The sequence below is a fragment of the Streptomyces sp. NPDC042102 genome (genome assembly GCF_055582305.1).
On the sequence record NZ_JBVJDL010000003.1, the window covers coordinates 73,552 to 85,900 of the forward strand.

11 protein-coding genes are annotated in these 12,349 nt (G+C 71.9%); 9 read left to right on the forward strand and 2 right to left on the reverse strand.

Annotated features, from left to right (window positions below):
- The first annotated feature begins 71 nt into the window (after window positions 1-71).
- The 4 genes from mqnE (at window position 72) to ACZ6KO_RS13605 (ending at window position 3,952) form a co-directional block, all read left to right on the forward strand.
- Window positions 72-1,235, forward strand: a complete 1,164-nt coding sequence (mqnE, locus tag ACZ6KO_RS13590) for an aminofutalosine synthase MqnE (RefSeq protein WP_469304117.1) — start codon at window positions 72-74, stop codon at window positions 1,233-1,235.
- Window positions 1,236-1,364: 129 nt separating this feature from the next.
- On the forward strand, window positions 1,365-1,889 hold the full coding sequence (locus ACZ6KO_RS13595; RefSeq protein ID WP_469304119.1) for a GNAT family N-acetyltransferase: 525 nt from the start codon (window positions 1,365-1,367) through the stop codon (window positions 1,887-1,889).
- 103 nt (window positions 1,890-1,992) lie between these two features.
- Window positions 1,993-2,268, forward strand: coding sequence for a DUF4229 domain-containing protein (locus tag ACZ6KO_RS13600; RefSeq protein WP_469304966.1), 276 nt, complete (start codon window positions 1,993-1,995; stop codon window positions 2,266-2,268).
- Window positions 2,269-2,626: 358 nt separating this feature from the next.
- Window positions 2,627-3,952 (forward strand): dicarboxylate/amino acid:cation symporter, encoded by a 1,326-nt coding sequence (locus ACZ6KO_RS13605; protein ID WP_469304122.1) that lies wholly within the window; start codon window positions 2,627-2,629, stop codon window positions 3,950-3,952.
- 99 nt (window positions 3,953-4,051) lie between these two features.
- On the opposite strand, the gene ACZ6KO_RS13610 is transcribed toward ACZ6KO_RS13605, so the two are convergent.
- A complete protein-coding gene (locus ACZ6KO_RS13610; RefSeq protein ID WP_469304124.1) occupies window positions 4,052-4,369 on the reverse strand; it encodes a hypothetical protein in 318 nt (105 codons plus the stop codon).
- 409 nt (window positions 4,370-4,778) lie between these two features.
- Between ACZ6KO_RS13610 and ACZ6KO_RS13615 the strand changes: the two genes are divergently transcribed.
- Complete coding sequence (locus tag ACZ6KO_RS13615; protein WP_469304127.1) at window positions 4,779-5,624, forward strand: helix-turn-helix domain-containing protein; 846 nt, start codon at window positions 4,779-4,781, stop codon at window positions 5,622-5,624.
- 64 nt (window positions 5,625-5,688) lie between these two features.
- Complete coding sequence (locus ACZ6KO_RS13620) at window positions 5,689-6,084, forward strand: PPOX class F420-dependent oxidoreductase (RefSeq protein WP_469304128.1); 396 nt, start codon at window positions 5,689-5,691, stop codon at window positions 6,082-6,084.
- A 15-nt stretch (window positions 6,085-6,099) separates the two neighbouring features.
- On the opposite strand, the gene ACZ6KO_RS13625 is transcribed toward ACZ6KO_RS13620, so the two are convergent.
- Window positions 6,100-8,046, reverse strand: coding sequence for a serine/threonine-protein kinase (locus ACZ6KO_RS13625; RefSeq protein WP_469304130.1), 1,947 nt, complete (start codon window positions 8,044-8,046; stop codon window positions 6,100-6,102).
- Window positions 8,047-8,285: 239 nt separating this feature from the next.
- Here ACZ6KO_RS13625 and ACZ6KO_RS13630 point away from each other — a divergent pair, with 239 nt between their 5' ends.
- The 3 genes from ACZ6KO_RS13630 (at window position 8,286) to ACZ6KO_RS13640 (ending at window position 12,341) form a co-directional block, all read left to right on the forward strand.
- A complete protein-coding gene (locus ACZ6KO_RS13630; protein WP_469304132.1) occupies window positions 8,286-10,139 on the forward strand; it encodes an AMP-dependent synthetase/ligase in 1,854 nt (617 codons plus the stop codon).
- An 80-nt stretch (window positions 10,140-10,219) separates the two neighbouring features.
- Window positions 10,220-11,815: an alpha/beta hydrolase gene (locus tag ACZ6KO_RS13635; protein ID WP_469304135.1), complete on the forward strand. Its 1,596-nt coding sequence runs from the start codon at window positions 10,220-10,222 to the stop codon at window positions 11,813-11,815.
- A gap of 124 nt (window positions 11,816-11,939) precedes the next feature.
- Window positions 11,940-12,341, forward strand: coding sequence for a DUF3592 domain-containing protein (locus tag ACZ6KO_RS13640; RefSeq protein ID WP_469304138.1), 402 nt, complete (start codon window positions 11,940-11,942; stop codon window positions 12,339-12,341).
- The last annotated feature ends 8 nt before the right edge of the window (window positions 12,342-12,349 follow it).

Below are 12,349 nucleotides of genomic sequence, written 5' to 3' on the forward strand. Positions count from 1 at the left end.
GTGGCCCCCGGGCGGAGCCCGGGGGAGCGTTGCACGACAGGGCAGTACGTACGACAGGAGGCGACCCGCGCATGGACGCTGGGCTCAAGCGCGAGCTGGAGGAGAAGGTCCGCTCCGGCGAGCGGCTGACGCGTGAGGACGGCATCGCCCTCTACGCGTCGGACGACCTGGCCTGGCTGGGAGGTCTCGCCCACGAGGTGCGCACGCGCAAGAACGGTGACGTCGTGCACTTCAACGTCAACCGCCACCTCAACATGACGAACGTGTGCACCGCGTCGTGCGCGTACTGCTCCTTCCAGCGCAAGCCGGGGGAGAAGGACGCGTACACGATGCGCATCGAGGAGGCCGTCCGCCTGGCCAAGGCCATGGAGAACGAGAACCTCACCGAGCTGCACATCGTCAACGGCCTGCACCCCAACCTGCCGTGGCGCTACTACCCGCGCTCGCTCTCGGAGCTGAAGAAGGCGCTGCCGGACGTCTCGCTGAAGGCGTTCACGGCGACCGAGATCCACCACTTCGAGACCATCTCGGGGCTGTCCGCCTCGGAGATCCTGGACGAGCTGATCGACGCCGGCCTGGAGTCGCTGACCGGCGGCGGCGCGGAGATCTTCGACTGGGAGGTCCGCCAGCACATCGTCGACCACCGGACCCACTGGGAGGACTGGTCGCGCATCCACCGCCTGGCGCACGAGAAGGGTCTCAAGACCCCCTCCACGATGCTCTACGGGCACATCGAGGAGCCGCGCCACCGGGTGGACCACGTGCTGCGGCTGCGCGAGCTCCAGGACGAGACCGGCGGCTTCCAGGTCTTCATCCCGCTGCGCTACCAGCACGACTTCGTGGACATGAAGGACGGCAAGATCCGCAACCGGCTCCAGGCGCGGACGACGATGGCGACGGGCGCGGAGGCGCTGAAGACCTTCGCGGTCTCGCGGCTCCTCTTCGACAACGTCCCGCACGTCAAGGTCTTCTGGGTGATGCACGGCGTGCAGACCGCCCAGCTCGCCCTCCAGCACGGCGCGGACGACATGGACGGCTCGGTCGTCGAGTACAAGATCACGCACGACGCCGACAACTACGGCACCCCCAACAAGCTCACCCGGGACGATCTCCTGGAGCTGATCCGCGAGGCCGGGTTCCGGCCCGTGGAGCGCAACACGCGCTACGAGGTGATCCGCGAGTACCCGGGCCCGGACGCCTCGCTGCGCGAGTCGCCGCAGCCGATGCGCCTCTGACGCGACGAGCGTCGAGGGTGAGGCCCTGCCCCGGGAGGGGGCGGGGCCTCACCCGTATCCGTTTCTGTTGCCCTGGCGTCGCCCTCAATGCCTTGTCCCGTTTACCCGGGTAATAGATAATCTGCTTCTATGCCCCTTACGTTCACGCTCGACCCCGTCGTCGACGCCGCCCTGACCGACGCCGTGGTCGAGCTCTGGGCCGAGGTCACCAACGCCGGCGGTTCCGTCGGCTTCGTACCGCCCGTCTCCACCGCGACGATCCGCCCCGAGATGGACAAGTACCTGCCCGCCCTGGCCGAGGGCCGTACCCGCCTGCTCGTCGGCCGCGACGAGGACGGCCGGCTCGCCGCCACCGCCTTCCTCAGCCTCAACAGCCACCGGCTGATGACGCACTGGGTCTGGGCCTACACGGTCATGGTCCACCCGCGCCACCAGGGCCGGGGCGCCGGCCGGGCGCTGATGGAGGCCGTCGCCGACGCGGCCCGCTCCATCGAGGGCATCGAGGCCGTACGCCTGGGCTGCCGCGGCGGCACGGGCCTGGAGCACTTCTACGGCTCCTGCGGCTACAAGGAGGTCGGGCGGGTCCCCGGCGCCATCCGCGTCGCCCCGGGCGACGACCGCGACGACATCACGATGCTGCTCCCGCTGTACTGACGGCCGGCCCGGCGTGCTTCACTGGACGGGCATCACCGGACGTACCGACAGACAAGGGGTCACCGTGTCCCAGAGGCCGAGCGCAACGATCCGCTACACCGCGATGCGGCTGGGCATCTTCGTCGGGTGCTTCTTCGCCGTCTGGGGGCTGGCCCGCGTCGGGCTCGTGCCCTCCAGCATCGGCGACGCCAACCTCGCCTGGGTCGCGCTGCTCGCGCTGGTGCTGTCCGCGCCGCTCTCCTTCGTCCTGCTGCGCAAGCAGCGCGACCAGATGTCCGAGCAGATCGTGGACCGGGTCGCCGGCGCCAAGGCGCGCCTGGCCGACAACCGCAGTCAGGAGGACGCGGCCGACGACGCCGCCCGCGCCGCGCAGTCGTAGCGCCCGCACTCCCGCGCGGCCGTAACCTTCCTCACACCCGCACGCCGCCCCGGTACAGGAACTGCCGTCCTGTACCGGGGCGGCGGCGTTTTTGCGGCGGCCTGGCTCAAAGGGTCCCTTTGAGATTCTCAAAGGATAAGTGTTAGCGTCCTCAGCATGTTGACTGCTGCCGCGCCTCCGACTGCCATGAGCGTTCCGCTCGTGGCGCGCCTGCACGTCGATCTCTGCCGCCGCGTGTCCGCGGCCTGTTGCTGTTCGTAAGTGCTCAGCAGCGGTCCCGGCCGGGCTCCTCCTGGCTGCCGCACCGCAACACCTCGCAGAAACGTCCCCCCGCTTTTTTGTGCGTCGCCACCGGAGTGTGCCCGTGTCCGCAACCGCCGAGGCTCCCAAGTCCTCGTTCAAATTCCCCTTCTGGGCCCAGATCGTCGCCGGCCTCGTGCTCGGTGTCCTGCTGGGCTGGCTCGCCCGCGGCCAGGACATCAGCTGGCTGAAGGAGACCCTCGAGCGCGTCGGCGACATCTTCGTCCAGCTGCTGAAGCTGGCCGTCGCCCCGCTCGTCTTCTTCGCGATCCTGGTGTCCATCACCAACCTGCGGAAGGTGAACAACGCCGCACGGCTCGCCTCCCGCACCCTGCTCTGGTTCATGATCACCTCGCTGATCGCGGTCGCCATCGGCATCACGATCGGCCTGCTGACCGACCCGGGCGCGGGCACCGGCCTCACCCCGGCCGACGGCAAGCTGCCCAAGCGCCAGGGCTCCTGGATCGACTTCCTGACCGGCATCGTGCCCACCGACGTCATCACGCCGTTCACCGAGCTGAACGTCCTGCAGATCGTCTTCATGGCCGCCGTCGCCGGTATCGCCGCCCTCCAGCTCGGCGAGAAGGCCCAGCCGATCCTCACCTTCTCCGAGTCCGTCCTCGCCCTGCTCCAGAAGGCCCTGTGGTGGGTCATCCGGCTCGCCCCGCTCGGCACCGTCGGCCTCATCGGCACCGCCATCGGCACCTACGGCTGGGACCTGATCGGCAAGTACGCCACCTTCACCGCCGACGTCTACATCGGCTGCGCGATCGTGCTGTTCGGCGTCTACCCGCTGCTGCTCGCCACCGTCGCCAAGGTCAGCCCGCTGCAGTTCTTCAAGGGCGCCTGGCCCGCCATCCAGCTGGCCTTCGTCTCCCGCTCCTCCGTCGGCACCATGCCGGTCACCCAGAAGGTCACCGAGCGCCTCGGCGTCCCGAAGGAGTACGCCTCCTTCGCCGTACCGTTCGGCGCGACCACCAAGATGGACGGCTGCGCCGCGATCTACCCGGCGCTCGCCGCGATCTTCATCGCCCAGATCTTCGACGTCCAGCTGGGCATCCGCGAGTACCTGCTCATCGCGTTCGTGTCGGTCGTCGGCTCCGCCGCCACCGCCGGCCTGACGGGCGCCACGGTCATGCTGACGCTGACCCTCTCCACCCTGGGCCTGCCGCTGGAGGGCGTCGGCCTGCTGCTGGCCATCGACCCGATCCTCGACATGATGCGTACCGCCACCAACGTGGCGGGCCAGGCGCTGGTCCCGGTCGTGGTCGCGGCCCGCGAGAACATCCTGGACAAGGAGGCCTACGCCACCGCGTCCGCCTCCCCGCTGGACGAGGACGCCCCCGTGGCGGAGCCCAAGGCCGCGGTCCCCGCGACCGCCTGACGCCCGAAGGTCGCCAGCACAGCCACAGCACAGCCACCGCGCCCCGCCGGGCCCCGCCCGGCGGGGCGCGGTGCTGTCCGCCCGCCGCCCGTCCGCCCGTCAGGCGGTCTTCGCGCGGACCACCGCGACCAGCGACAGCAGCAGCGGTACGGCGTACCACCAGCGGCCCAGGGTCCGGCGGAACGGCGGCAGGACCGTGATCAGCAGCGCGGTCAGGCTCACGAGCAGCACGGCGGTGGCACTCGCCTCGATGTCGAGGCGGGTGCGGTGGTCGTCCGGCCCGTCGGGCTGCATGACGAGGGTGGCGTAGCAGAAGAGCGCCGCCAGGGCGTGGACGAGCGCCAACGGCACGCCCAGCACCCACTGCAGGCACCCGCGGTCCTCGGGCAGATCGATGTCCTCGCGCCGAAAGATCATGGCCCCACGCTAGCCGGGGAGACCGGATCGCGGGAACGTGCGATCCGGTGCTGGGCAACGCGGCGGCCACCGACATCAACTGCTTTTGAAGAACCAGGGGAAAGAACCCGACCAAACCAAACCCCTCCCTGCCTCCCCGTGGCGCCGCGTCGCTCACACGGGTGAATCGTCCCAACCGGACTGGATTTCTGGCAGGTTGCCGGGCATATGCTCACGTCGACAGCCACAGGCATGAGACGGCCCCCGCCGGGACGGCAATCCCGGACGAGGGCCTGATCCAAGAGGAAGTAGCAGCTTCCACATGGTTTCCAGCACCCTAGCGCGCCCCGCGACGCCGCGCCCGCGTGTTCCCCGCAGGTCCCCCCGATTTGGTGTCCGCCACGTCAACGTCCGGCACACTGGCAACTTCGTGGTGATCGGCAATCACCTCGCCCAGCACGGCGACCTCTCGGCGACGGCGATCGGGCTGGCGGTCTACATCCAGTCGGTGCCGGACGGCACCGGCGTCGGCATCAAGGACCTGGCCGAGGTCTTCCCGGAGAGCGAGCAGCGGCTGGCGGGCGCCCTGCGCGAGCTGGAGGCGTACGGCTACCTGGAGCGCATCCGCGAGAAGCTGCCCACGGGCCGCCTGGTCACTCGCACCGTCTCGTACAACAGCCCTCGGGCCGCGCGGGAGGAGCCGGTTCCGGAGCCGGTCGAACCGCCCGCCGCTGTCGAGCCGGTCGTACCGCCCCCGTCACCCGAGGAGAAGTCCGTACCGGAGCAGGACCCGGCGCCGGAAGCGGACCCGGCGCCCGGCGCGGTGCCCGAGGGGGATCCGACCGCCGGAGCGGTGCCCGGGGAAGGAACCGCGGGGCGTGACTCGGCGCTGCGGCGGGCCGCTGCCGACCTGCTCGCAGGCCTGCGCGGCCTCGATGCGCGCTTGCTGCTGTCCGCACGGGACGTGGAACGCCTGACGCCAGGGCTCGCGGCCTGGCTGGAACGCGGCGTCGATGCCGACGCCGTACGCCGCAGCCTGACCGCGGACCTGCCGCCGTACCTGCGCAGTCCGGCCGCGTTCCTCGCCCACCGCCTCACCGCGCTGCTGCCACCCCGGATCCCGCTCGCCCCGCCCCGCCCGGCCTTCAGGCCCCCGGACCCGCTCCAGACCTGCGACGGCTGCGAACGGGCCTACCGCGCTCCCGTACCAGGTGGCCAATGCGGGGACTGCCGCCGGAACGGCCGGAGCCCGGCGGACCGGCCGGGCGACGGCTGATCGCGTACTGTGGAATGGTCACTCTGCGAAGTCACGCCATCACGTCACGTTAAGGAAGGCCGGCATGCTTTCGGACGACCTGAAGAGCCTCATCGACACCCCCGTCTTCGCGACCGTAGCCACGCTCCAGCCCGACGGCAGTGTGCAGCAGTCCGTCGTGTGGGTGACGCGCGACGGGGAAGACCTGCTGTTCTCCACGACCCTCGGCCGCCGCAAGGAGAAGAACCTCCGGCGCGACCCGCGCGTCAACGTCATGATCAACCCGGCCGACGCGCCCTACACCTACGCCGAGATCCGCGGCACGGCCCGGATGACGGAAGAGGGCGGCCAAGACCTGATCAACAAGCTGTCGCTCAAGTACACCGGCAAGGAGTACGCAGACTTCAACCCGGCGTCGAAGGACGACGCGCCGCGGGTGGTCGTCCGTATCACTCCCCGCAAGGTCGTCGGCAGCATCTGAGCTCCGTCCGCCGGGTCACGGGCGCGCCGCCGGAGCCGGCCGCGCCCGGGCCTGCGAGGCGGGCTGGACGGTGCCGCCGGGGAGCTTCGTTCCGTCCGCCATGATGACGGTGCACATCGGGTGCCGGAATCCGGCGTCCCAGTACGCCTCGTCCCACCACGTACTGACCGAGTGCCGGTCGTTCGCGTAGGCGGCTCCGAAGTCGTTCTCGCACATGGTGTAGGCCTCGGACCCGGGCTTGAGGTCCTTGTACTTGACGGTCGCCTGCGCGTGGGCGAAGCCCACGACCTGCTCCGTGTGCGGTGTGCTGCAGGTGACGAGGTAGAGCTCGAAGCTGCCGCCCCCTACGTCTTTCGTGTCGAAGCAGTCGCCGACCGAGGCGGTGCGCGGGGTGATCTCCTGCCCGAACGCACGGAAGCGGCCGACCGGCCCCTCTGTCGGTGCGCTGGTGTTGAAGAGCAGGCAGGGCATGGCCCGTACGCCGCGGCTCCAGCCCTCCTCGCTCGGCGCGACGGCGTACGCCCTGGCCTCCGCCATCTTGCCGGCCGTGTTCTTGACCAGGGCATCGCAGACGGTGCCGCCGCTGCGCCGGGCTTCCTCGACGGAGGCGGGCAGGTGCGTGTCGATCACCTGACCGGCCGGCGCTCCCTTGGTGCAGTGCACGATCTTGAGCCGGGGCTCGCCCGCGAACTTCGCGGCCGGCCACGTGGCCGCGACGCAGTCGCCCGGCTTGAGTTCCTTCGTCAGGTTCACGGCGGCGCCGTAGGGCATGAGCGGCCCGGTCGGGGAGGGAGGCGGCGGGGGCGCGTCGCCGCCACTGTCCAGCAGGGCCGATCCCGCCCACAGGCCCACGCCCAGGAGCACCACGGCGGACGCGGCGAGGGCGACGAGCAGGGGGCCCCGCCGCTTCTGGCGCGGTGGCTCGCCCATACCCGCACCCGCACCCGCACCCGTATCCGTACCGGCACCGGCGCCCGGATCGCCCGGCGGGACCGCCGTCGTCTGCGGATGCCGCACGTCCGCGACGGTGACCGGCTGGCCGCCGCCGTTGTCGGACGTCTCGTGCGCCCGGGGGCGGCTGTCGGTGGCGGCCACCTGGCCGAGGATCCGCGCCGCCTCCTCGGCGGTGATCCGCTCGGCCGGGTCCTTGGCCAGCAGTCCGTCGACGACCTGCGCCAGTTCCCTGGAGAGGTCGGCGGGCAGCTTCGCTTCCTCGATCAGCGGAGCCGTCAGCGCGGCGGCCGGGGTGTCCGTGTCGAAGGGGCCTTCGCCGACCGCCGCGAAGTACAGCGTGGCGCCGAGGGAGAAGAGGTCGGACTCCGGGGTCGGCTGCCCGCCGCGCACCCGTTCCGGCGCCAGATAGCCCGGGGTTCCGGCGATGCCCGAGATGCTGGTGAGCCGCGGCTCCTGGGACCCCGACTCGAGGGAGATCCCGTAGTCGGCGAGCGACACCCGGGTGTAGTCGCTGGGAAGAGGGGTCCGGGACGTGTGGCCGCCGGGCGCGAGCAGAATGTTGGCCGGCTTGACGTCCCGGTGCAGGATCCCCTGCCGGTGACCCTCCTCCAGCGCCTCCAGTACACCCAGCCCCACGCCCGCGACCTCGGCGGGCGCCAGCGCCCCGTGTTCCTGGACGAAGGCCTCCAGGTCCATGGCGCCCGGCACGTACTCCATGACGATCCACGGCAGACCGTCGTGCTCGACGACGTCATGGACCGTCACCACGTTCGGCTGGTTGCGGAGTTTGGCGGCGTGCCTGGCCTCGCCGCGGGCCCGCGCCACGCGGGCGCTCGCCTCGTGCGCGGGCAGGTCCGGCGGTACGTCGAGCTCCTTGATGGCGACGTCGCAGTCCAGGACGGGGTCGTGGGCCAGCCAGACCCGGCCCATTCCGCCCGTTCCGAGCTTGTGCAGCAGTTCGTAGCGCCCTGCGATCACCCGCGCCGCGTCACCATCGGCCTCCGTCATGATGCACAAAATATGAGATGTCAGTTTCCGGGCGAAGTGTGACATGCGGGGTGCCGCACATGATCGCTCGGCCGGTGGACGGCCGACCGGGGGTGGGGCCTTCCGCCCTGGTCGGGACGTGTGTCGGGGCGGGGGACCCGCGTGGAGGTGGTGGGGAGGTGGCGTGCGCGGGTCTGTTCAGCGTTCCTTACCAGTGCGTAAATTACCGGCGGTAACTCGTTCGTGACGAGGAGGTCGCCGTGGAGGTCCAGCCGCAGCTGGTGGAGCCCGTCAGAACCGTGGTCGACGGGGTGGTGCGCGAAGTGTCCGTCCCCGCGCTCGCCGTGCCGCCCGCGACCGGGTCGCTCGGGGACATCCCCTTCGACAACGCCGCCCAGGCGCCGGCCGACCCGGTCCTCGCCCGCAAGGACCGCGACGGCGCCTGGCAGGACGTATCGGCCGCAGAGTTCCGCGCCGAGGTGCTCGCCGTCGCCAAGGGCCTCATCGCCGAGGGGCTCCGGCCCGGCGACCGGCTCGCCATCATGGCGCGCACGACGTACGAATGGACCCTCCTCGACTTCGCCGGATGGGCCGCGGGCCTGGTCACCGTCCCCATCTACCCGACCTCCTCGGCCCTCCAGGCCCGCTGGATCATCCACGACTCCGGGGCCGTCGCCTGCGCCGTCGAGGACACCGTCCAGGCCCGCCTGATCAGCGGCGAACGGGCCCACCTGCCCGGCCTCGCGCACCTGTGGGAGTTCGACACCGGCGCCATCGCCCGCCTGATCCGTTCCGGTGAGCACATCCCCGACGCCCTCGTCCACGAGCGCCGCGCGCTCTGCTCGCCCGACACCGTCGCCACCGTCATCTACACCTCCGGCACCACCGGCCGGCCCAAGGGCTGCGTCCTGACCCACGGCAACTTCTTCGCCGAGGTCGACAACGCCGTCGAACTGCTCCACCCCGTCTTCAAGGCCGTCAGCACCGACCCCGCCTCCACCCTGCTCTTCCTGCCGCTCGCCCATGTCTTCGGCCGGATGGTCGCCGTCGGCTGCCTGCGCGCCCGCGTCCGCCTCGGGCACGCGCCCAGCATCCAGACCGAGGACCTGCTCGCCGACCTCGCCGGTTTCCGGCCCACGTTCCTGCTGGCCATCCCGTACGTCCTGGAGAAGGTCTACAACACCGCCCGTGCCACCGCCGAGAAGATGGGCCGCGCCGCCTCCTTCGACCGGGCCGCCAAGGTCGCCCGGAGCCTGGGCGAGGCGGTCGAGGGCCGCCGGCCGGGCCTGGGCCTGCGCGCCGCCCGCGCCCTGTACGACCCGCTGGTCTACCGCCGGATCCGCGAGGCCCTCGGCGGCCGCGTCCGCTACGTCATCAGCGGCGGCTCCCCCCTCGGCCGCCGCCTCGCCGCCTTCTACGGCGGCGCCGGCATCGAGGTCTACGAGGGCTACGGCCTCACCGAGACCACCGGCGCCAGCACCGTCACCCCGCCCCAGGCGCCGCGCCTGGGCACCGTCGGCCTGCCCATGCCCGGCACGGCCGTCCGCATAGCCGACGACGGCGAGGTGCTGCTGCGCGGCCGGCACGTCTTCGGCGGGTACTGGAACACCGGCTACGGCATCCAGCCCGGCGCCTGGTTCTCCACCGGCGACATCGGGGAACTCGACGCCGACGGCTACCTCACCATCACCGGCCGCAAGAAGGACCTGATCATCACCTCCGGCGGCAAGAACGTCGCCCCCGCGCCCCTGGAGGACTGGCTGCGGGCCCACCCGCTCGTCGGTCAGTGCATGGTCGTCGGCGACAACCGCCCGTACATCACCGCCCTGATCACCCTGGAGCCGGACGGGCTCGCGCACTGGCGCCAGATGCACAAGAAGCAGCGGGTCCCGCTGCCCGAGCTGGTGCGGGACGAGGACCTGCTCGCCGACCTCCAGAAGGCCGTGGACGAGGCGAACAAGCTGGTCTCGCGGGCCGAGTCGATCCGGCGGTTCGCGGTCCTGCCCGGCGAGTTCAGCGAGGCGCGCGGCCACCTCACCCCGTCGATGAAGCTCAGGCGGGGGGCGGTCGCACGGGACTACGAGCGGGAGATCGAAGGCCTCTACCGGCGGTAACGGGCGGGGGTGGGGCCTGCCGCCTAGGGTGGGACGGGTCAGGGTCGGGCCGTCGTGCGGGGGCCGCCGAGGAGGGTGCCGTGCACCGTTCCCGTGTCGCCGCCGCTGCCGCTGCCGGATGCCTCGTCCTGGTCGTCGCCGCCGGGGGCACGGCGTCCGCCGCGCCGACCCGGGGGACGGGGACGGACCCTGCGGCCACTTCCGCCCCTGCGGACACCCCCACCCCCGCCCCCACTCCCACCCCCGCCGGGATCCGCTGGGGCAGCTGCGAGCGTGTACGGCCCGACGCCCCGGCCGCCCTGCGCTGCGGCACCCTCACGGTCCCCCTCGACCACGCCGACCCCGCCCGGGGCACCCTCGACATCGCCGTCGCCCGGCTCCCGGCCACCGGCGGCAAGCGCCTCGGTTCGCTCGTCATGAACTTCGGCGGGCCCGGCGCCTCCGGCATCGAGAGCCTCACCACCGACCACCCGCTGTTCGCCGACCTCGGTGAGGCGTACGACCTGGTCGCCTTCGACCCGCGCGGCGTCGGCCACAGCCGCCCCGTCAGCTGCGGCCCGCGCCCCGACGACGGGGACGGCGGGGACGAGGGGGGCGAGGGCGACGCCGCGTCCCAGCTCGCCGCCCTGCGCGCGCAGGCCCAGCGGTGCGCGCGGCACTCGGGCCCCGTCCTGCCGTACATCGGTACCGTCCACGTCGCCCGTGACCTGGACCTGCTGCGCCGCGCCCTGGGCGAGGACAAGCTCGACTACCTCGGGTTCTCGTACGGCACCCGGCTCGGCGCCGTCTACGCCGCCCAGTACCCGCGCCGCGTCGGCCGGATGGTCCTCGACGGCGTCGACACCCTCACCGCACCGCTCAGCGAGCAGGCCCTCACCACCGCACAGAGCCAGCAGCGGGCCCTCGACCACTTCCTGACCTGGTGCGCCCACCGGCCGGCGTGCGTCTACGGCACCAACACCCGCACCGCGAAGGAGAAGGTGGCCGACCTGGTGGCGCGGCTGAACCGGAAGCCGCTGGTCGGCAACGGGACGTACCTGACGGGCATGGACCTCGTCGGCGTCATCGCGGACGCGCTCTACTCGCCCGAGGTGTGGCCCGCCCTCGCCGAGGGCCTGGCGCGCGCGGAACGGGACGACGACCCGACCGCCCTGATGGAGCTGGCCGAGCCCGAGCGGGACGACGGGACCGACGGTCCGCACGACGTGCCCCCGGACAACGCCGAGGCGGCGCTGGCGGCCGTGAACTGCGCCGACGATCCCGACCGGGGGGAGGAGAGGGCGCGTCCGGAGGTGGTGGCCCGGGAGGTCGAGGCACTGCGGCCGGAGTTCGAGAAGGCGTCGGAGATCTTCGGGCCGTACCAGCTGCGGACGGTGCTGTCCTGCTACGGCTGGCCCGCCGGGACCGACTACATCCGCCGTATCGACCGCCCCGCGGGCTTCCCGCGGCTGCTGCTGGTCGGTACCCGCGGCGACCCGGCCACCCCCTACCGCTGGACGGAGGAGACGGCCCGCCGGCTCGGGCCGGCCGCGGTGGTGCTGGACTACAAGGGCGACGGGCACGGCGCGTACTACCACGCGCGGTGCGTACGGGAGCGGGTCGACGCCTTCCTGACCGGCGGCCGGCTGCCCGGCGGGACGCTGTCCTGCCCCGCCGAACCTCCCGGGACCGGCTAGCGCCGTGCCACGGTGAACCCTTTCCCTTGAACCATCGGGCCGGGTGCCGCGTCATCCTGGTGTGCGGCTCGTGCAGGGTGCGGCTCGTGCCGGGCGGGGCTCGGCGAGGGAGGGCAGGGGACGGATGACGACAAGCGAAGTGATCGGTTTCGTGCTGGCCGTGTCGGCGAGTCTGCTGTGCCTGTGGGGCGGTGTGCGGGAGGCGCGGCTGCAGGTGCGGCTGCGTCGGTCCGGCGTGCACACCGAGGGGGTGGTGGTGGACCAGGTGACGCTCACGGGGGACGAGTTCCTGACGCCCGTCATCGAGTTCGCCGACCGGCAGGGACGGGCCGTCAGGTTCACGCCCGTGTCGAGGGGGACGGGGATGGGGATGGATCTCGGAACCCGCGTGCCGGTCGCCTATCTGCCCGACCAGCCCGAGAACGCACAGGTGTCCACCAGGAAGCACCGCCGGGCCTACGTCAGCTACTTCGCCGGAAGCGTGATCTTCTTCGGCGGCGCGGTGTGGGCGTGGCTGGCCCGCTGAACCCGTCC

Bases quoted from the DNA above. Each gene is read 5' to 3' on its own strand.
- mqnE (WP_469304117.1), top strand. From the start codon at position 72: ATGGACGCTGGGCTCAAGCGCGAGCTGGAGGAGAAGGTCCGCTCCGGC.
- ACZ6KO_RS13595 (WP_469304119.1), top strand. From the start codon at position 1,365: ATGCCCCTTACGTTCACGCTCGACCCCGTCGTCGACGCCGCCCTGACC.
- ACZ6KO_RS13600 (WP_469304966.1), top strand. From the start codon at position 1,993: ATGCGGCTGGGCATCTTCGTCGGGTGCTTCTTCGCCGTCTGGGGGCTG.
- ACZ6KO_RS13610 (WP_469304124.1), bottom strand. From the start codon at position 4,369: ATGATCTTTCGGCGCGAGGACATCGATCTGCCCGAGGACCGCGGGTGC.
- ACZ6KO_RS13620 (WP_469304128.1), top strand. From the start codon at position 5,689: ATGCTTTCGGACGACCTGAAGAGCCTCATCGACACCCCCGTCTTCGCG.
- ACZ6KO_RS13625 (WP_469304130.1), bottom strand. From the start codon at position 8,046: ATGACGGAGGCCGATGGTGACGCGGCGCGGGTGATCGCAGGGCGCTAC.
- ACZ6KO_RS13640 (WP_469304138.1), top strand. From the start codon at position 11,940: ATGACGACAAGCGAAGTGATCGGTTTCGTGCTGGCCGTGTCGGCGAGT.